The organism is Enterobacter sp. ODB01, assembly GCF_001623605.1.
Taxonomy (GTDB): Bacteria; Pseudomonadota; Gammaproteobacteria; order Enterobacterales; family Enterobacteriaceae; genus Enterobacter; species Enterobacter kobei.
Genome location: NZ_CP015227.1, coordinates 1,079,397 through 1,098,338 on the forward strand (window position 1 = coordinate 1,079,397; position 18,942 = coordinate 1,098,338).

Below are 18,942 nucleotides of genomic sequence, written 5' to 3' on the forward strand. Positions count from 1 at the left end.
TGTCTCTATTCCCCATGTGGCGCAGGCTGATCTATCACCCGGAAGTTAATTACGCACTGCGACAAACGCTGGTGTTGTGCCTTCCTGTGGCCGTGGGCCTGCTTCTGGGACAACTCCAGCAGGGTCTGCTGTTTTCTCTCGTTCCCGCCTGCTGCAACATCGCCGGTCTGGACACGCCGCATAAACGCTTTTTCAAACGCCTGATCGTTGGCGGTTCGCTGTTTGCTGGCTGTAGCCTCGCCGTGCAGCTTTTACTGGCGCGCGATATTCCGCTGCCGCTGATCCTGACCGTACTGGCGATGAGCCTCGGTGTTACCGCAGAAATCAGTTCCCTGCACGCCCGCCTGCTTCCCGCTTCACTGATTGCCGCCATCTTCACCCTGAGCCTCGCCGGGAATATGCCGGTGTGGGAGCCGCTGCTGATCTACGCCCTCGGCACGCTGTGGTACGGGCTGTTTAACTGGTTCTGGTTCTGGCTGTGGCGGGAACAGCCGCTGCGTGAATCTCTGAGCCTGTTGTATGTGCAGCTTGCGGATTACTGCGAAGCCAAATACACCTTGCTGACCCAGCATACCGACCCGGAAAAATCCTTACCGCCGCTGCTGACGCGCCAGCAAAAGGTGGTGGATCTGATAAGCCAGTGCTATCAGCAGCTGCATATGCTCGCCGCCAACAAGAATCACGAATATAAACGCCTGCTGCGCACCTTCCAGGTGGGGCTGGATCTGCAGGAGCATATCTCCGTGAGCCTTCATCACCCACAAGAGGTGCAAAAGCTGGTCGAGCGCAGCCACGCCGAGGCTGTGATCCGCTGGAATGCGCAGACCGTCTCCGCGCGCCTGCGGGTGCTGGCGGACGACATTCTCTATCACCGCTACCCCACGCGCTTTAACATGGATAAACAGCTCGGCGCGCTGGAGAAAATTGCTCGTCAGCATCCGGATAACCCGGTCGGCCAGTTTGCCGCCTGGCACTTCAGCCGCATTGCCCGCGTGCTGCGCACCCAGCGCCCGCTGTATCCCCGCGACCTGATGGCGGATAAGCAAAAACGTCTGCCGCTCCTGCCAGCACTCAGAAGCTATCTCTCTCTTAAGTCTTCTGCCCTGCGCAATGCCGCGCGGATTAGCGTTATGCTCAGTATCGCCAGTCTGATGGGCATGGCGCTGCATCTGCCGAAACCGTACTGGATCTTAATGACCGTGCTGTTTGTCACCCAGAACGGCTACGGCGCCACGCGGGTACGTATTCTGCACCGGGCAGGCGGCACGATGGCGGGGCTGATTATTGCGGGCGTAACGCTACACTTCCACGTTCCCGAGGGGTATACCCTGGCTGGGATGCTGGTGATTACGCTGGTGAGTTACCTGATTATCCGCAAAAACTACGGCTGGGCGATGGTGGGCTTTACGGTGACGGCGGTATATACCCTTCAGCTGCTTACGCTAAACGGCGAACAGTTTATCGTTGCCCGCCTGATCGATACGCTGATTGGCTGTCTGATTGCCTTTGGTGGCATGGTCTGGCTGTGGCCGCAGTGGCAAAGCGGATTGCTGCGCCAGAACGCCCACGACGCGCTGGAGGCTGACCAGCAGGCCATTCGTCTGATCCTGAGCGACGACCCGCAGCCCTCCCCGCTGGCGTATCAGCGGATGAAAGTTAATCAGGCGCACAACGCCCTGTTTAACTCGCTCAACCAGGCGATGCAGGAGCCAGGCTTTAACGCGCACTATCTGGCGGACATGAAGCTCTGGGTCACGCATAGCCAGTTTATCGTCGAGCATATTAACGCCATGACCACCCTGGCGCGCGAGCACACGATGCTGACGCCGGATCTGGCGCAGCGTTATTTGCAGTCGTGTGAAATCGCCCTGCAGAGGTGTCAGCAGCGTCTGGAGTATGACGCGCCGGGTGAGTCGGGGGATTCGAACATTCTGGAAGCGCCGGAAACGCTGACTCACGGGCCGATGAGCACCCTGGAGCAGCATTTGCAGCGCGTGCTGGGCCACCTGAACACCATGCACACCATTTCGTCGGTGGCATGGCGTCAGCGTCCTCATCATGGCATTTGGTTAACGCGCCGGTTAAAACGAACCGAGTATTAGCCTTTAACGATCTTCGCGACCGCTACGGCAAAGCGGGTTAACCCGTCTTCAATGTCTTTCTCTTCCACCACCAGCGACGGTGCGAAACGCATCACGTCTGGCCCCGCATTCAGCACCATTACCCCTTCGTGGGCGGCAGCATGCAGAAAATCGCGGGCGCGGCCTTTGTACTGTGGCGTGAGCTCGGCACCGATCAGCAGACCCATGCCACGGATTTCGCTGAACACATCATACTGGTCATTGATCTTTTGCAGATGTTTTACGAACAGCTCACGCTTCGCATTCACGCCGTTCAGCACTTCTGGGGTATTGATGATATCGAATGCCGCCCCCGCCACAGCGCTCGCCAGCGGGTTACCGCCATAGGTTGAGCCGTGCGAACCGACATGAAACGCAGAGGCGATCTCCTGAGTCGTCAGCACCGCACTCACCGGGAAACCACCGCCGAGCGCTTTGGCACTGGTCAAAATATCCGGCGTCACGCCGTAGTGCATATAAGCGAACAGATCGCCGGTACGTCCCATTCCGCACTGCACTTCATCAAACACCAGCAGCGCCTGATGCTCATCACACAGCGCGCGTAGCCCTTGCAGGAATTCCGGGGTGGCCGCCGTCACGCCGCCTTCGCCCTGAATTGGCTCCACGACTACCGCGCAGGTGTGGTCGTCCATCACCGCTTTCACCGCATGCAGATCGTTAAACGGCACATGGACGATATCGGCCGGTTTTGGGCCAAAGCCGTCGGAATACTTCGGCTGGCCGCCGACGGAGACGGTAAAGAACGAGCGCCCGTGGAAGGCGTTGTGGAAGGCGATGATTTTGGTTTTGTACGGGCTGTGACGCGTCGTCGCGTAATAGCGCGCCAGCTTAAAGGCGGTTTCGTTGGCTTCGGTGCCGGAGTTCATAAACAGCACACGCTCGGCAAACGTGGCATCAATGATTTTGCGGCCCAGACGCAGCGCCGGCTCGTTGGTGAATACGTTACTGGTGTGCCACAGGGTTTCGCCCTGGGTTTTCAGCGCCTCCACCAGCGCAGGATGGCAATGACCCAGCGCCGTGACCGCAATACCGCCCGCGAAATCCACATACTCTTTTCCCTGCTGATCCCAGACGCGGCTGCCTTTCCCCTTAACCGGGATAAACTCAGCCGGTGCATAAATCGGCAGAATCACTTCATCGAATGTTGCGCGGGTAATTGCTGGTTGTTCAGTTGCCATGTCATGCCCATCCATTTTATGTCACATTGATTGTGAAAATATAATCACAAAATATGCATAAAAAATCACAGCAAGGCAACAGATATTCAGCGATGGAAGAAATTAGCCAGCAGGTCATGCCCTTGCTCGCTAAGGATACTTTCCGGATGGAATTGCACGCCCTCAAGATCCCACTCGCGGTGGCGAATCCCCATGATCTCCTGCGTATCGCTCCAGGCGGTCACCTCAAAGCAGTCTGGCAGCGTCGGCGGGTCAATCACCAGCGAATGGTAGCGCGTCACGGTTAAGGGATTATTGAGCCCCGTGAATACCCCGATACTGGTATGCGTGACCGGCGACGTTTTTCCGTGCATCACTTTCGCGGCACGCACGATGGTGGCGCCGAATACCTGGGCAATGGCCTGATGGCCCAGGCAGACGCCCAGAATGGGCAGCTTGCCAGCATAGTGCCGGATAACATCCAGAGACACGCCCGATTCCGACGGCGTGCAGGGGCCGGGTGAAATCACAATTTTCTGCGGAGCCAGCGTCGCAATATCGGCCAGAGTCACGTCATCGTTACGGCGGACAACCACCTCTGCTCCCAGCTCACAAAAATACTGGTAAAGGTTCCAGGTGAAGGAATCGTAGTTATCAATCAGCAGAATCATGGCGGCTCCCGAAAAAAATGCCGCCCTATTCTACTCAGATTCCCGCGCTTCGCTCACTACTTTGGCAAAGACAGCGTTCAGCGCAGTCAAATCGCCCGTCGCGCCGCTTCGGTTCGCCGCCACCCACTGCTCGGGATCGATACCCCGCCAGTCCAGCATATACCCGGCATGAATGGCCAGCTGCTCAAAGAAGACCCGTTGGGCAATACCATTGCCGCTCATAAAAGGATGCAGCATATTGATTTCACAGTAGTAGTGACTAACTCTGTTCACAAAGGTTTCTTTCTGAAGACCCACCAGATACTTTTCGCTTTCCAGGTCCGCCATCAATTCATTGCCCATCTTCTCGATGTACTCGAAGTGGCAGAAAGGAATGTCACCTTTAAAAATATCGTCGGTACGGTATTCGCCCGCCCGCTTCAGCTCTTTGCGATACAGATGGCGGTGAATAAGACAAAGATGGGGTAAACCGGGCGCGGAAGGCCCGAGCTCCAGCTTCTCAATATGGGGTTCTGAAGGACCATGACCTTTTTCAAGGAGACAACTGGCCTGAAGATTGACGTTACGCTGCTGCTCCCAAATACGGGATTTTTGCTTGTCGGTGAGTTTTTTCACTTAACGCCTCCCTGAATAGTCCGTTTGCCACAAGTATAAGCAGCAAAACGCGCTTTCGCAGGGAGGGGGCATTACACGGGCGAGCGCCGCCCGTGTCAAAGAGGGTTACGGCAGTACTTTTGCGGAGAGGATCACGACCGGTTTGGACGGCACATTCTGGTACGGGCCGACGTCATGAGTAGGAACCTGAGAAATCTTATCCGCCACGTCCATCCCTTTCACAATTTTACCGAAGACCGCGTAACCGAAGTCGCGCTGGCCATGGTCGAGAAAGGCGTTATCCGCCACGTTGAGGAAGAACTGGCTGGTGGCGCTGTCTTTATCCGCCGTACGCGCCATGGAAATCGTGCCGCGCTTGTTCAGCAAGCCGTTGTCCGCTTCGTTTTTGATCGGCGGGTTCGGCTGCTTCTGCTGCATCTGCTCGTTGAAACCGCCGCCCTGAATCATGAAGCCAGGGATCACGCGGTGGAAAGTGGTGTTGTTATAAAAACCACTGTTCACATAGTCGAGGAAGTTTTTCACGGAAACCGGAGCTTTCTGGCTATTCAGTTCCAGCTCAATATTCCCGGCAGAGGTGGTCAGCAGAACGTGAGGGTCCCCTTTGGCTGCCAGCGCAGCAGGGGAAACGGCAGAAAGAGCAAACACAGCTGCGACAGCCGCCAGTGTTGATTTGAGCATGAGAATTCCTTAACAAAGCGCAGTATAAAAAGCGAATGGCTTGATTCTAAAGAGCAGTATGAACGGAGACCAGCCTTTTACCTAATTTTACGAAATTGAAACAGTTGTAACCACGCAAACGATTGGTTATGGCGTCTTTTTATGTGATATAGATCACATAAAAAACTGCAATGAAGTTTAAATTTCTTTGAAAAGGTATGAATGGATCACTTTAATGTCTAAAATCTGCCCGCTCTCAGCGCCCTCCGGGCGCTTTTCTTTTTTGAACAGGCCAGACATGACTAACAGCAATCGCATCAAGCTCACATGGATCAGCTTCTTCTCCTACGCCCTGACCGGCGCGTTGGTGATCGTCACCGGGATGGTGATGGGGAATATCGCAGACTACTTCCAGCTGCCCGTCTCCAGTATGAGTAACACCTTTACCTTCCTCAACGCCGGTATCCTCATCTCTATCTTCCTGAATGCCTGGCTGATGGAAATCGTGCCGCTGAAGACGCAGTTGCGTTTTGGCTTTGTGCTGATGGTCGCCGCCGTGGCGGGTCTGATGCTGAGTCACAGCATCGCGTTGTTCTCCGCCGCCATGTTCGTGCTCGGCCTGGTCAGCGGGATCACCATGTCGATCGGTACGTTCCTGATTACCCATATGTATGAAGGCCGTCAGCGCGGCGCGCGCCTGCTGTTCACCGACTCCTTCTTCAGCATGGCCGGGATGATTTTCCCGATGGTGGCCGCCGTTCTGCTGGCACGCAGCATTGAGTGGTACTGGGTCTATGCCTGTATCGGTCTGGTTTACGTAGCAATCTTTATTCTGACCTTCGGCTGTGAATTCCCGGTTCTGGGCAAAAAAGCGCAAACCAGCGCAGAACCCGTCGCGAAAGAGAAATGGGGCATCGGCGTACTGTTCCTCTCCATCGCCGCCCTGTGCTATATCCTGGGCCAGCTGGGCTTTATCTCCTGGGTACCGGAATACGCGAAAGGCCTGGGCATGAGCCTGAACGACGCGGGTAAACTGGTAAGCGATTTCTGGATGTCTTACATGTTCGGCATGTGGGCGTTTAGCTTCATCCTGCGCTTCTTCGATCTGCAGCGCATCCTGACGGTGCTGGCGGGCCTGGCAACCGTGCTGATGTATCTGTTCATCAACGGTTCCCCGGACAATATGCCGTGGTTCATTATGACCCTGGGCTTTTTCTCCAGCGCGATTTACACCTCGATCATCACGCTGGGCTCCCTGCAGACCAAAGTAGCTTCGCCGAAGCTGGTTAACTTCGTGCTGACCTGCGGTACCATCGGCACCATGCTCACCTTTGTGGTGACGGGGCCGATCGTTGCCCACAGCGGCCCGCTGGCGGCGCTGCACACCGCTAACGGTCTGTATGCCGTGGTGTTCATCATGTGCTTCGTGCTGGGCTTCGTGACTCGCCACCGCCAGCACAACGCGGTAGCGTCTCACTAACCTTCACGCCCCTTTGCGCTACGCAGAGGGGCTGTTTCTGGCAAAGCTGACCTCTTCACCCCCGATATCCATCTGAATCCACGTCTGCGCCAGCTGCGTCGTGGCAATCACCCGCCCCTGACGAATCGACCAGCGCACCGGCACCTGACAGCGCACCGCTTCAAACCCGCTTTCCGCAGGCAAAATCACCAGATTCGCCGGATTGCCCGTGGCAATACCGTAATCGCTCAGGCCAAAGGTACGGGCGCTGTTATGGGTGATCAGATCCAGGCCGCTGTCGATTTGCGGATAGCCCATCATCTGGCAGACGTGTAACCCCATGTGCAGCACCTGGAGCATATTGCCGGTTCCCAGCGGGTACCAGGGGTCAAAAACATCGTCATGACCAAAGCAGACGTTAATGCCTGCTTCCTGGAGTTCCTTCACGCGCGTGATGCCGCGGCGCTTAGGATAGTCGTCAAAACGCCCCTGCAGGTGGATATTGACCAGCGGGTTAGCGACGAAGTTAATCCCCGACATCTTCAACAGGCGGAACAGGCGCGAGGTGTACGCACCGTTGTAGGAGTGCATGGCGGTAGTATGGCTGGCGGTCACGCGCGGACCGATGCCGGCCTCGTAGGCCAGGGTAGCCACCGTTTCGACAAACCGCGACTGTTCGTCGTCAATTTCATCGCAATGGATATCCAGCGGACGGTCATATTTCTTCGCCAGTGTAAAAGCAATATGCAGCGACTGGACGCCATACTCGCGGGTGAATTCGAAGTGCGGGATCGCCCCCACCACGTCGGCACCCAGTTTTAACGCCTCTTCCAGCAGCGCCGCGCCGTTCGGGTAAGAGAGAATACCCTCCTGGGGGAACGCGACGATTTGCAGCGTCACCCATGGGGCCACCTCCTGCTTCACCTCCAGCATGGCCTTCAGGGCGGTGAGCGTCGGGTCGGAGACATCCACATGGGTACGGACAAACTGAATGCCGTTGGCGATTTGCCACTTCAGCGTTTTCCAGGCGCGCGCTTTGACGTCGTCATGGCTGAGTAACGCTTTGCGCTCCGCCCAGCGTTCAATGCCCTCAAAGAGCGTGCCCGACTGATTCCAGTTCGGCTCGCCTGCCGTCTGGGTGGTATCAAGATGGATATGCGGCTCGATAAACGGTGGGATCGCCAGCCCGCCGCGCGCGTTCAACACTTCATAACTTTCAGCGCGGGTGTCGTCCATTGGGGTGATGTCACCAAATCGCCCGCTCTCAATGGCGAGTTGCCATAGTCCTTCCCGGCCCGGTAAGCGAACATTCTGAACAAGCCAAAGCGGTGTTGTAGACATTTCTTATCCCCTGATCAACGCAACGTTGTTTAAGCATATTTTTGTTCAAAAATACGCCATTGTTTTGTACACAAAATCGACGCCACCGAAAAGCCTGCGATTTCCATAACTTATAAAAATCCTGACAAATCAGCTGCATACCACCTAAGGAGTAGGCGAAGACGTATTTGATTTACATCAATAAGCGCCCCTGCTGAATCGTTAAGGTAGGCAGTAATAGAAAAGAAATCGAGGCAAAAATGAGCAAAGTCAGACTCGCTATCATCGGTAACGGCATGGTAGGCCATCGCTTTATTGAGGATCTTCTCGATAAAGCCGGTGCCGACCAGTTCGATATTACCGTGTTCTGTGAAGAACCCCGCAAGGCGTACGACCGTGTGCACTTGTCTTCCTACTTCTCCCATCATACCGCCGAAGAGCTCTCTTTAGTGCGTGAAGGTTTCTATGAGAAGCATGGCGTAAAAGTGCTGGTGGGCGAACGCGCCATCACCATCAACCGTCAGGAAAAAGTGATCCACTCCAGCGCCGGACGTACGGTTTTTTACGACAAGCTGATCATGGCGACAGGCTCGTATCCGTGGATCCCGCCTATTAAAGGTTCTGAAACTCAGGATTGCTTCGTTTACCGTACGATTGAAGACCTCAACGCCATTGAATCCTGCGCACGCCGCAGCAAGCGCGGCGCCGTTGTCGGCGGCGGTCTGCTGGGCTTAGAAGCCGCGGGCGCGCTGAAAAACCTCGGCGTAGAAACCCACGTCATCGAATTTGCCCCGATGCTGATGGCCGAACAGCTCGACCACATGGGTGGCGACCAGCTTCGCCGTAAAATCGAAAGCATGGGCGTGAAAGTTCACACCAGCAAGAACACCAAAGAGATCGTGCAGGAAGGCACCGAAGCACGTAAAACCATGCGCTTTGCTGACGGCAGCGAGCTGGAAGTAGACTTTATCGTCTTCTCCACCGGTATTCGTCCACGCGACAAACTGGCAACCCAGTGCGGTCTGGCCGTCGCGCAGCGCGGCGGGATCATGATTAACGATACCTGCCAGACCTCCGACCCGGATATCTACGCGATTGGCGAATGCGCCAGCTGGAATAACCGCGTATACGGTCTCGTGGCGCCAGGCTACAAAATGGCGCAGGTCGCCGTGGACCATATTCTCGGCAGCGAAAACGCCTTCACCGGCGCGGATATGAGCGCCAAGCTGAAGCTGCTGGGCGTGGACGTGGGCGGTATCGGCGATGCGCATGGCCGCACGCCTGGCGCTCGCAGCTACGTCTATCTCGACGAAAGCAAAGAAGTCTACAAACGTCTTATCGTCAGTAAGGACAATAAAACCCTGCTCGGCGCAGTACTGGTAGGCGATACCAGCGACTTCGGTAACCTGCTCCAGCTGGTGCTCAACGCCATCGAGCTGCCGGAAAACCCGGACGCGCTGATCCTCCCGGCGCACGCCTCCAGCGGTAAACCGTCCATCGGGGTGGATAAACTGCCGGACAGCGCGCAGATTTGCTCCTGCTTCGACGTCACTAAAGGCATGCTGATCTCTGCCATCAACAAGGGCTGCCATACCGTTGCCGCGCTGAAAGCCGAAACTAAAGCCGGTACCGGCTGTGGCGGATGTATTCCACTGGTAACTCAGGTGCTGAACGCCGAGCTGGCGAAACAGGGCATCGAAGTGAACAACAACCTGTGCGAGCATTTTGCTTACTCTCGCCAGGAGCTGTATCACCTGATCCGTGTGGAAGGCATTAAGTCCTTCGACGAACTGCTGGCGAAACACGGCCAGGGTTACGGCTGTGAAGTGTGTAAACCGACCGTCGGCTCCCTGCTGGCCTCCTGCTGGAATGAATACGTGCTCAAACCCGAGCACACGCCGCTGCAGGATACCAATGACAACTTCCTGGCGAACATTCAGAAAGACGGCACCTACTCCGTCATTCCACGTTCCGCCGGTGGCGAAATCACGCCGGAAGGGCTGGTCGCGGTGGGCCGGATCGCCCGCGAATTTAACCTGTACACCAAAATTACCGGTTCACAACGTATCGGGCTGTTTGGGGCGCAGAAAGACGACCTGCCAGAAATCTGGCGCCAGCTGATTGAAGCAGGCTTCGAAACCGGCCACGCGTATGCCAAAGCGCTGCGTATGGCAAAAACCTGCGTGGGCAGCACCTGGTGCCGCTACGGCGTGGGCGACAGCGTCGGCTTCGGCGTGGAGCTGGAAAACCGCTACAAAGGCATCCGTACCCCGCATAAAATGAAGTTCGGCGTCTCCGGCTGTACCCGTGAATGTGCCGAAGCGCAGGGTAAAGACGTGGGTATTATTGCCACCGAAAAAGGCTGGAACCTGTACGTCTGCGGTAACGGCGGGATGAAACCACGCCATGCAGACCTGCTGGCAGCGGATCTTGACCACGACACGCTGATTAAGTACCTCGACCGCTTCATGATGTTCTACATCCGTACCGCCGATAAGCTGACCCGTACAGCGTCCTGGCTGGATAACCTGGAAGGCGGCATTGATTATCTGAAAGCGGTGATCATTGACGACAAGCTGGGCCTGAACGAGCATCTGGAAGCAGAGATGGCTCGCCTGCGCGAGGCAGTGATCTGCGAGTGGACCGAAACCGTGAATACCCCTGCGGCGCAGACACGCTTCAAACACTTTATCAACAGCACCCAGCGCGACCCGAACGTGCAGGTGGTGCCAGAGCGCGAGCAGCATCGCCCGGCAACACCGTATGAACGCATTCCAGTCACGCTGGTGGAGGAAAACGCATGAGCCAGTGGGTAAACATTTGCGAGATTAACGACATTCTGCCCGCCACCGGCGTGTGTGCGCTGCTGGGTAACGAGCAGGTCGCGATTTTCCGTCCCCGTCACGATGAACAGGTTTTTGCCATCAGCAATATCGACCCGTTCTTCGAGGCCAGCGTGCTCTCCCGTGGCCTGATTGCCGAGCACCAGGGTGAACTGTGGGTCGCCAGCCCGCTGAAAAAGCAGCGTTTCCGTTTAACCGACGGACGCTGCATGGAAGATGAAAGCGTCTCCGTGAAGCACTATGACGTCCGCGTGAAGGACGGCAAGGTGCAGCTCAAAGCGTAACCCCCCGCCTTTTCAATAGGAAAGGCTTATGACCCCTTATGGGTAACGGCAGGAAAAACCGTATATTTTCGGCGATTCCTGCTGTTATCCTGACGTCAATGCTTACCCCCTCCTTGAATGCTGTGAGGTATCGTCGTGGACCACCTGCCGATTTTTTGTCAATTACGCCATCGCGACTGCCTGCTTGTAGGCGGCGGCGATGTGGCTGAGCGCAAGGCGCGCCTGCTGCTGGAAGCGGGGGCCCGACTGACCGTGAATGCTCTCACCTTTACCCCGCAGTTTGACGTCTGGGCCCAGGAAGGGATGCTCACGCGGGTACAAGGAGAGTTTGATGAATCCCTGCTGGATACCTGCTGGCTGACCATTGCCGCAACGGATGACGATGCCGTGAATCAGCGCGTCAGCGATGCCTGCGAAGCGCGGCGTATCTTCTGCAACGTGGTCGATGCGCCGAAAGAAGCCAGCTTTATCATGCCGTCGATTATCGACCGCTCACCGCTGATGATTGCGGTGTCATCCGGTGGACGCTCACCTGTTCTCGCCCGCCTGCTGCGGGAAAAACTGGAAGCCGTGCTGCCGCAGCATCTTGGTCAGATTGCCCACTATGCCGGACAACTTCGTTCCCGCGTGAAGCAAACCTTCGCGACCGTAGGGGAGCGCCGTCGCTTCTGGGAAAAGTTCTTTGTGAACGACAGGCTGGCGCAGTCGCTGGCGAACCAGGACACAAAAGCGGTGGAAGAGACGACCGAACAGTTACTGAACGAACCGCTGGATCACCGTGGTGAAGTGGTGCTGGTCGGCGCGGGTCCTGGCGATGCAGGCTTACTGACGCTGAAAGGCCTGCAACAGATCCAGCAGGCGGATATCGTGGTCTACGACCGCCTGGTCTCCGATGACATCATGAACCTGGTGCGTCGCGACGCCGATCGCGTCTTCGTCGGCAAGCGCGCGGGCTACCACTGCGTACCGCAGGAAGAGATTAACCAGATCCTGCTGCGCGAGGCGCAGAAAGGTAAGCGCGTGGTGCGTCTGAAAGGCGGCGATCCGTTTATCTTTGGTCGCGGCGGCGAAGAGCTGGAAACCCTGTGCAACGCAGGTATTCCGTTCTCCGTGGTGCCAGGGATTACGGCGGCGTCCGGCTGCTCAGCCTACTCCGGCATCCCGCTGACCCACCGCGATTACGCGCAGAGCGTGCGTCTTGTGACGGGCCACCTCAAAACCGGCAGCGAACTGGACTGGCATAACCTGGCCGCTGAAAAGCAGACGCTGGTCTTCTACATGGGGCTAAATCAGGCCGCCACCATTCAGGCGAAACTGCTGGAGCACGGCATGGAGGCAGATATGCCCGTTGCGCTGGTGGAAAACGGTACCGCCATTACGCAGCGTGTGGTCGATGGTGTGCTGACTCAACTCGGCGAGCTGGCGCAGCAGGTTGAAAGTCCGGCGTTGATTGTGGTGGGTCGCGTGGTTGAATTACGCGATAAGCTGAACTGGTTCTCGAATCACTGACACATATTTTTCCCTCTTCGAGTAGTCCTTAAGCGGACTACTCCCCTCTAACGGCTACCGCTAACATACCGCCCGCATAGTGGAACTTTTCCATTTATTCCCTCGTATTACATCCAATTTTTTAGACAAGGAATGCGTATGTTCAAGCTGGCAAAAGCCGCCGTTCTGGTTGGCCTGTTATCGACCCTGACGGCCTGTACCGGTCACGTTCAAAACACCAAAAATAACTGCAGCTACGATTATCTGCTGCACCCGGCGATCTCAATTTCGAAGATCATCGGTGGTTGCGGACAGGCGGCACAGCAGTAAGTCGTTTTCAGGCGTAAAAAAACCGGGATTTCCCGGTTTTTTAGTTTTGGGAAGTGCGGCCTGATGCCCTCACCCTGACCCTCTCCCACAGGGAGAGGGAACAAACCCTAAAAACGGTAACGTGGTTACCGTTTTGCTTTTACCTATGGTTTACCCACAAACCCAATCGCTTCATACACCGCTTTGAGGGTTTCTGACGCGCGCGCGCTGGCTTTTTCCGCGCCGTCTTTCATCACCTTCTGCAGGAAAGCTTCGTCGTTACGGTAGCGGTGATAACGCTCCTGCAACTCGGTCAACATGCCGGAAACGGCGTCTGCCACTTCACCTTTCAGGTGACCATACATCTTGCCTTCGAAGTGCTGTTCCAGCTCTGGAATGCTCTGGCCGGTCACACCGGAGAGAATATCCAGCAGGTTGGAAACGCCCGCTTTATTCTGCACGTCGTAGCGCACCACTGGCGGCTCGTCGGAGTCGGTCACCGCACGCTTAAGCTTTTTAACCACGGATTTCGGATCTTCCAGCAGGCCGATAACGTTGTTGCGGTTATCGTCTGACTTGGACATCTTCTTGGTCGGTTCCAGCAGCGACATGACGCGTGCGCCCGATTTCGGAATAAACGGCTCTGGTACTTTAAACACCTCGCCATAAAGCGCGTTGAAGCGCTGGGCGATATCGCGGCTCAGCTCCAGGTGCTGTTTCTGGTCTTCACCGACAGGAACCTGGTTGGTCTGGTACAGCAGAATGTCAGCCGCCATCAGCACCGGATAGTCAAACAGACCGGCGTTGATGTTTTCAGAATAGCGTGCGGATTTATCCTTGAACTGGGTCATGCGGCTCAGTTCACCGAAGTAGGTGTAGCAGTTCAGCGCCCAGCCCAGTTGTGCGTGCTCTGGTACATGTGACTGAACGAAAATGGTGCTCTTCTCAGGATCGATGCCGCAGGCCAGATAGAGGGCCAGGGTGTCCAGGGTGGCTTTGCGCAGCTTCTCAGGATCCTGACGCGCAGTGATGGCATGAAGGTCCACGATGCAGTAAATGCAATGGTAGTCATCCTGCATGCTGACCCACTGACGCAACGCACCCATGTAGTTACCAATGGTCAATTCACCTGACGGCTGTGCGCCACTAAATACGATGGGCTTAGTCATTATTCAATTCCTGATGTTCACTGTGCGAAAGCCCGAGTGCGGGCAACAAATCTTTGAAGTGGTCGAACACAACATCCGGCTCACTCAGCGTAATGGCCTCACCGTAGTTGTAGCCATAGGTCAATCCGACGGAAGGACATCCTGCCGCGCGGGCAGCCAGAATATCATTGCGGGAATCCCCGACAAAGAGCAGCTCCGCAGGTGTTAAGGATAATTTTCCTGCCACCAGCAACAGCGGTTCCGGATGCGGCTTTTTGTTTTGCACATCATCGCCGCCCACAATCACGGAGAAATATTTCGCGATATCCAGCGCGTCGAGAAGAGGGGCAACAAACGGCGTGGGTTTATTGGTCACTAGCCCAAGCGGGATGCCTTTGGCATGCAGCACGCTCAGGGTTTCCTGGACGTCCGGGAAGAGAAAACTCCCCTCTTCAACGGTCTCTTCATAGAAACGATTGAACAGTTTGCGCAGAATACGTAGCTGCTCATCCTGAGGGATATCCGCGTGATCGACGCTCGGTTTGCCCTGCGCGGAACGCTGCGACGCGCGCTCCTGGCGAGCCCACGTTAACGCGCGCTCCATCAGCACATCGGCACCGTTGCCAATCCACGTCACAACACGTTCTTCGCCCGCAACGGGCAGTTCAAGGGCATACAGCGCCTGATCCACGGCGCTCGTTAAGCCCGGCGCGCTGTCAACCAGCGTGCCGTCGAGGTCGAACGCTACACCCCGAATTGCCTGCAATTTATCCATGACTTACCTTCGCCAGCTCGCGGCGCATTTCATCAATGACTTTTTTGTAATCCGGTTGGTCGAAAATGGCCGACCCGGCAACGAACATATCCGCGCCCGCTGCCGCAATTTCACCAATGTTATTCACTTTCACACCGCCGTCCACTTCCAGGCGAATATCGTAGCCTGACTCATCAATACGACGGCGCACTTCGCGCAGCTTGTCCAGCGTATGAGGGATGAACGACTGACCGCCAAAGCCCGGGTTAACAGACATCAGCAAAATGACGTCCAGTTTATCCATGACATGATCGAGATAGCTCAACGGCGTGGCCGGGTTAAACACCAGACCCGCCTTACAGCCATTCTCTTTGATCAGCTGCAGGGTGCGGTCCACATGTTCAGAGGCTTCCGGATGGAAAGTGATGATGCTGGCCCCCGCCGCGGCGAAGTCTGGCACGATTCGGTCGACCGGCTTCACCATCAGGTGAACGTCGATCGGCGCGGTGATGCCGTAGTTACGCAGCGCCTTGAGCACCATTGGGCCAATCGTCAGGTTGGGGACATAGTGGTTATCCATAACGTCGAAATGGACGACATCTGCGCCAGCCGCGAGAGCTTTAGCCGTGTCTTCACCCAGGCGGGCAAAATCGGCCGACAGAATTGAGGGAGCAATCAAAAACTGTTTCATCCGCATCTCCTTGAAATGTGTTTACCGGCGGGCAAAACGGCTCAGGGGCGATAAAGAGCCAGGAGTTCGTCCACCTTTTTACGTGTGCCGCCGTTGCTGCTAATGCTACGCCGCACTTTAACCTGAAAATGCTTCGCGGCTTTATACCATTCGCGCGTATCAGGCGTATCGTGATTCGAAATTAACACCGGAATTCTTTTGCTGACCAGCTTTTCCGCCATCTCCGCCAGACGCGCCTGTTCGGCCGGGCTGAAGCTGTTGGTATGGTAGGCGGTGAAATTCGCCGTCGCCGACAGCGGGGCGTACGGAGGGTCACAGTAAACCACCGAATTTACGCCCGCCAGTTCCATACACTCCTCATAGGAGAGACAGTGGAACTCTGCATTCTGCGCTTTTGCAGCAAAGTGATATAACTCGTCCTGCGGGAAGTACGGGCGCTTATAACGACCAAACGGCACGTTGAATTCACCACGCAGATTATACCGGCACAGGCCGTTGTAACCATGACGGTTGAGATAGAGGAACAACAGAGCGCGGCGGAACGGATCCTGGCTCTGATTAAACTCCGTGCGGAACCGATAGTAGACGTCAGGGTTGTTGTTCTCAGGCGTAAACAGCTTACGCGCCTCTTCCACATACTCATCGGTACGCAGTTTGACGATGTTATAGAGGCTGATAAGGTCGCTGTTGATATCCGCGAGGATATAACGAGAAAAATCAGTGTTCAGAAACACCGATCCTGCACCCACGAAGGGCTCGATAAGACACTCGCCTTTTGGCAGGTGCTTTTTAATATCATCGAGCAGGGGGTATTTCCCCCCTGCCCATTTCAGAAAAGCGCGATTTTTTTTCATGCTGACTAACTGATTACACCTTCTCCGGCTGTGGAGAAAGCTCCGACAGCATCCTGCGCTTTAAACATTACTTCAGATCGGCCTGAACCTGATGAATCGGCTTCGCCCATGGGTTTTTAGCCTGAACATCTGCAGGCAGCGACGCCACGGCACGTTTCGCTTCATCTTTGGATGCATAAACCCCGCTAACCAACACATACCACGGTTGACCGTTTCGGGTCGTCTGATAAACCACGTAGTTTTTCAGATTTGATTTCTTCGCCCAACCGTTGAGGTTGTCATAGTTAGACGAACTGCTCAACTGCAGCGTGTAGTTGCTGGATGGCGCAGATTTCAGCGAGCTGACGTTGCCTGCGGTTTTGCCTGCTGTCGTGCTGGAAGCCGTCGCGGCAGGCGCAGTGGTGGCCGCCGGTGCCGTTGTGGTCGCCGTCGCTTTCGGTGCAGTCTGCGTGACTGGCGCTTTGGCCGGCTCGTTCACGGCAGCTGTAGCCGTGTGTTTCGGCTGTGTCGGTGCGGCTTTCACTTCAGGCGCTTTGACTACGGCCTGAGGTTTGGTTTCACGCTTAGGCTCAATCACCGCCTGCTTACGTTCAGGACGTGTCGCCGTTTGCGTCTGACGCGGCTTGGTTTCCGTCGCCGCAGTTTGCGGCTGAGCGTTACCACCGCGAATCGGCGCAACGGTTGCAGGTTCAGTTGGCAGCGTAGAGTTCACCACAACGTTATCAACCTGCTGCTGGTTCTGTGGCTGCGTCAGTGCATTGTTCAGGTCTCCCTGAACTTCTACACGCTGCTGGCCTTCAGGCGTAACGGGAGCCTGGCCCTGAGCTGGGGTTGATGACACAGGCGGCAGGGAAACATCCTGCGGCGTCGTGGTGTTGCTGGCAGTCTGCTCAGCGGAAGTGGTGCCCGGCGCTGGCTGCGCACCGTTCGCCTGATCCGTCGCATCGTTACCGGAAAGATTAATGCTCTTCTCAGTAGAAGCCGTCTGCTCGGTTGAGTTCGTTGACGGTGCTTTCAGCGCGGAGCCAATGCCAACAATCAGCAGCACAAGCACCAAAACGCCAAGGCCCATCATAATATACTGGCGGGAAGCCGGTTTCTGCGCAGCGGCTTTTTTACGTTTACGCGGGCGACGCTCTACAGGCTGTTCGTCCATTGAATCTTCTTCGGACTCATAATCCTCTTCTTCTCGCTCATCACGCGCGTTGCGGCTACGCGAAGGGCGACGATCGTCTGCATCCAGTTCAACATCGTCAAAGTTGATCTGCGGCTCGTTATCACGTTCTGAAGATTGACGAGAACGACCAGTACGACGATCGCTGGGATCGGGTTTCAGCTCGTCTTCTGGTTTGAATTCATCCATTTAACACCCCACTCAAAGGCTTATGCCTACGTCTTTGCATTTCGCCTGAAGCTAAACGACCACCGGTAAAAGTGGCCTGACCTTTCTAGTTGTTACGCCTGCTGACAATCAGCGATAGCGCCAAGAACGACATCGTGCGACACTCCGCCGCGCACTTCACTCTTCCCTATTGCAAGCGGGAGTACAAGACGCATCTCACCTGCCAATACTTTTTTATCGCGCATCATGTGGGGTAAATACGCTTGCGCCGACATCTCCTGCGGCCCGGTTACCGGCAAACCTGCACGTTCAAGCAGCGCAATGATACGTGCCGTCTCTTCCGGTTTAAACTGACCAAGACGTTCAGAGGTGCGGGCTGCCATGACCATTCCGGCAGCGACGGCTTCACCGTGCAACCAGTTGCCGTAACCCATTTCGGCTTCAATGGCGTGACCAAACGTATGCCCAAGATTCAGTAAAGCACGTAAGCCGGTTTCACGCTCGTCTGCGGCGACAACTTCTGCTTTCAGTTCACAACAACGACGAATGCAGTATGCCAGTTTTGCTTCATCCAGGCGCAACAACGCATCCATATTCTCTTCCAGCCAGTTAAAGAACTCGCCATCCAGAATAATGCCGTATTTGATCACTTCAGCCAGACCCGAAGCCAGCTCGCGCGTCGGCAGGGTTTTCAGACAGTCGAGATCCACCACGACCGATGCGGGTTGGTAGAACGCGCCAATCATGTTTTTGCCGAGCGGATGGTTGACTGCGGTTTTGCCGCCGACAGAGGAGTCGACCTGTGACAGCAACGTGGTCGGGATTTGAATAAAACGAACGCCACGTTGATAGCTTGCGGCCGCAAAGCCGGTCAGATCGCCCACAACACCGCCGCCCAGGGCAAGCAGTGTTGTATCGCGACCATGCGGTTTTTGCAGCAATGCGGTAAAGACGGTATCCAGTACCGTCAGGCTTTTATACTGCTCGCCATCGGGCAGAATCACACTGTCGACTTTAACGCCTGCCTGCTCAAGCAGGTGGCGTACGCGGTCGAGATAAAGCGGAGCCAGCGTCTCATTGGTGACCAGCATCGCCTGATCACCCGCTTTTAGTGGTAAAAAGGAAGCTGGGTCGTTAAACAAACCAGCCGCGATGGTGATAGGGTAACTACGTTCCCCGAGAGTAACTGTAATCCTCTCCATGACGCGA

General features: G+C 55.9%; 17 protein-coding genes. 6 read left to right on the top strand and 11 right to left on the bottom strand.

What is annotated here, in order from left to right; all coding sequences use genetic code 11:
• The first annotated feature begins 14 nt into the window (after positions 1-14).
• Positions 15-2,102 (top strand): YccS/YhfK family putative transporter, encoded by a 2,088-nt coding sequence (locus tag A4308_RS05280; protein ID WP_045268735.1) that lies wholly within the window; start codon positions 15-17, stop codon positions 2,100-2,102.
• Here the strand turns inward: A4308_RS05280 and argD are convergent.
• The 4 genes from argD to ppiA all read right to left on the bottom strand — a co-directional run bounded on the left by argD (position 2,099) and on the right by ppiA (position 5,262).
• Positions 2,099-3,319: a bifunctional acetylornithine/succinyldiaminopimelate transaminase gene (argD, locus tag A4308_RS05285; protein WP_177336815.1), complete on the bottom strand. Its 1,221-nt coding sequence runs from the start codon at positions 3,317-3,319 to the stop codon at positions 2,099-2,101. The two genes, A4308_RS05280 and argD, sit on opposite strands and share 4 nt — an antisense overlap.
• 86 nt (positions 3,320-3,405) lie before the next feature.
• Positions 3,406-3,969: an aminodeoxychorismate synthase component 2 gene (gene pabA / locus A4308_RS05290; protein ID WP_045281915.1), complete on the bottom strand. Its 564-nt coding sequence runs from the start codon at positions 3,967-3,969 to the stop codon at positions 3,406-3,408.
• A gap of 30 nt (positions 3,970-3,999) precedes the next feature.
• Complete coding sequence (locus tag A4308_RS05295) at positions 4,000-4,584, bottom strand: putative adenosine monophosphate-protein transferase Fic (RefSeq protein ID WP_045281914.1); 585 nt, start codon at positions 4,582-4,584, stop codon at positions 4,000-4,002.
• Positions 4,585-4,689: 105 nt separating this feature from the next.
• Positions 4,690-5,262, bottom strand: a complete 573-nt coding sequence (gene ppiA / locus A4308_RS05300) for a peptidylprolyl isomerase A (RefSeq protein WP_014885514.1) — start codon at positions 5,260-5,262, stop codon at positions 4,690-4,692.
• A 277-nt stretch (positions 5,263-5,539) separates the two neighbouring features.
• On the opposite strand from ppiA, the gene tsgA reads away from it, so the two are divergent.
• Positions 5,540-6,721: an MFS transporter TsgA gene (gene tsgA, locus A4308_RS05305; RefSeq protein ID WP_023331476.1), complete on the top strand. Its 1,182-nt coding sequence runs from the start codon at positions 5,540-5,542 to the stop codon at positions 6,719-6,721.
• Positions 6,722-6,739: 18 nt separating this feature from the next.
• Here the strand turns inward: tsgA and A4308_RS05310 are convergent, their stop codons facing one another.
• Entirely contained in the window at positions 6,740-8,041 is a 1,302-nt protein-coding gene (locus tag A4308_RS05310; RefSeq protein ID WP_045281913.1) for a cytosine deaminase, read from the bottom strand.
• 239 nt (positions 8,042-8,280) lie between these two features.
• Here A4308_RS05310 and nirB point away from each other — a divergent pair, with 239 nt between their 5' ends.
• The 4 genes from nirB to A4308_RS05330 all read left to right on the top strand — a co-directional run bounded on the left by nirB (position 8,281) and on the right by A4308_RS05330 (position 12,965).
• Positions 8,281-10,824 carry a nitrite reductase large subunit NirB gene (nirB, locus tag A4308_RS05315; protein WP_023331478.1) on the top strand — a complete coding sequence of 848 codons (2,544 nt, stop codon included), beginning with the start codon at positions 8,281-8,283 and terminating at the stop codon, positions 10,822-10,824.
• On the top strand, positions 10,821-11,147 hold the full coding sequence (nirD, locus tag A4308_RS05320; RefSeq protein ID WP_014885518.1) for a nitrite reductase small subunit NirD: 327 nt from the start codon (positions 10,821-10,823) through the stop codon (positions 11,145-11,147). The genes nirB and nirD overlap by 4 nt, the downstream gene beginning before the upstream one ends.
• Before the next feature lie 135 nt (positions 11,148-11,282).
• A complete protein-coding gene (gene cysG / locus A4308_RS05325) occupies positions 11,283-12,656 on the top strand; it encodes a siroheme synthase CysG (protein WP_014885519.1) in 1,374 nt (457 codons plus the stop codon).
• Between the two features lie 138 nt (positions 12,657-12,794).
• Entirely contained in the window at positions 12,795-12,965 is a 171-nt protein-coding gene (locus A4308_RS05330) for a YhfL family protein (protein ID WP_014885520.1), read from the top strand.
• 143 nt (positions 12,966-13,108) lie between these two features.
• Here the strand turns inward: A4308_RS05330 and trpS are convergent, their stop codons facing one another.
• From trpS to aroB, 6 genes are all read right to left on the bottom strand, one after another.
• Positions 13,109-14,113: a tryptophan--tRNA ligase gene (gene trpS, locus A4308_RS05335; RefSeq protein ID WP_014885521.1), complete on the bottom strand. Its 1,005-nt coding sequence runs from the start codon at positions 14,111-14,113 to the stop codon at positions 13,109-13,111.
• Complete coding sequence (gene gph, locus A4308_RS05340) at positions 14,106-14,867, bottom strand: phosphoglycolate phosphatase (RefSeq protein WP_023331480.1); 762 nt, start codon at positions 14,865-14,867, stop codon at positions 14,106-14,108. The genes trpS and gph overlap by 8 nt, the downstream gene beginning before the upstream one ends.
• Complete coding sequence (rpe, locus tag A4308_RS05345; protein WP_014885523.1) at positions 14,860-15,537, bottom strand: ribulose-phosphate 3-epimerase; 678 nt, start codon at positions 15,535-15,537, stop codon at positions 14,860-14,862. The genes gph and rpe overlap by 8 nt, the downstream gene beginning before the upstream one ends.
• Before the next feature lie 41 nt (positions 15,538-15,578).
• Positions 15,579-16,391, bottom strand: a complete 813-nt coding sequence (dam, locus tag A4308_RS05350) for an adenine-specific DNA-methyltransferase (RefSeq protein ID WP_014885524.1) — start codon at positions 16,389-16,391, stop codon at positions 15,579-15,581.
• A gap of 67 nt (positions 16,392-16,458) precedes the next feature.
• Positions 16,459-17,754 (bottom strand): cell division protein DamX, encoded by a 1,296-nt coding sequence (gene damX, locus A4308_RS05355; RefSeq protein WP_014885525.1) that lies wholly within the window; start codon positions 17,752-17,754, stop codon positions 16,459-16,461.
• Between the two features lie 92 nt (positions 17,755-17,846).
• Positions 17,847-18,935, bottom strand: a complete 1,089-nt coding sequence (gene aroB, locus A4308_RS05360) for a 3-dehydroquinate synthase (protein WP_014885526.1) — start codon at positions 18,933-18,935, stop codon at positions 17,847-17,849.
• Between the last annotated feature and the right edge of the window lie 7 nt (positions 18,936-18,942).

Bases quoted from the DNA above. Each gene is read 5' to 3' on its own strand.
- A4308_RS05280 (WP_045268735.1), top strand. From the start codon at position 15: ATGTGGCGCAGGCTGATCTATCACCCGGAAGTTAATTACGCACTGCGA.
- argD (WP_177336815.1), bottom strand. From the start codon at position 3,319: ATGGCAACTGAACAACCAGCAATTACCCGCGCAACATTCGATGAAGTG.
- pabA (WP_045281915.1), bottom strand. From the start codon at position 3,969: ATGATTCTGCTGATTGATAACTACGATTCCTTCACCTGGAACCTTTAC.
- ppiA (WP_014885514.1), bottom strand. From the start codon at position 5,262: ATGCTCAAATCAACACTGGCGGCTGTCGCAGCTGTGTTTGCTCTTTCT.
- tsgA (WP_023331476.1), top strand. From the start codon at position 5,540: ATGACTAACAGCAATCGCATCAAGCTCACATGGATCAGCTTCTTCTCC.
- A4308_RS05310 (WP_045281913.1), bottom strand. From the start codon at position 8,041: ATGTCTACAACACCGCTTTGGCTTGTTCAGAATGTTCGCTTACCGGGC.
- nirB (WP_023331478.1), top strand. From the start codon at position 8,281: ATGAGCAAAGTCAGACTCGCTATCATCGGTAACGGCATGGTAGGCCAT.
- nirD (WP_014885518.1), top strand. From the start codon at position 10,821: ATGAGCCAGTGGGTAAACATTTGCGAGATTAACGACATTCTGCCCGCC.
- A4308_RS05330 (WP_014885520.1), top strand. From the start codon at position 12,795: ATGTTCAAGCTGGCAAAAGCCGCCGTTCTGGTTGGCCTGTTATCGACC.
- trpS (WP_014885521.1), bottom strand. From the start codon at position 14,113: ATGACTAAGCCCATCGTATTTAGTGGCGCACAGCCGTCAGGTGAATTG.
- gph (WP_023331480.1), bottom strand. From the start codon at position 14,867: ATGGATAAATTGCAGGCAATTCGGGGTGTAGCGTTCGACCTCGACGGC.
- rpe (WP_014885523.1), bottom strand. From the start codon at position 15,537: ATGAAACAGTTTTTGATTGCTCCCTCAATTCTGTCGGCCGATTTTGCC.
- dam (WP_014885524.1), bottom strand. From the start codon at position 16,391: ATGAAAAAAAATCGCGCTTTTCTGAAATGGGCAGGGGGGAAATACCCC.
- damX (WP_014885525.1), bottom strand. From the start codon at position 17,754: ATGGATGAATTCAAACCAGAAGACGAGCTGAAACCCGATCCCAGCGAT.
- aroB (WP_014885526.1), bottom strand. From the start codon at position 18,935: ATGGAGAGGATTACAGTTACTCTCGGGGAACGTAGTTACCCTATCACC.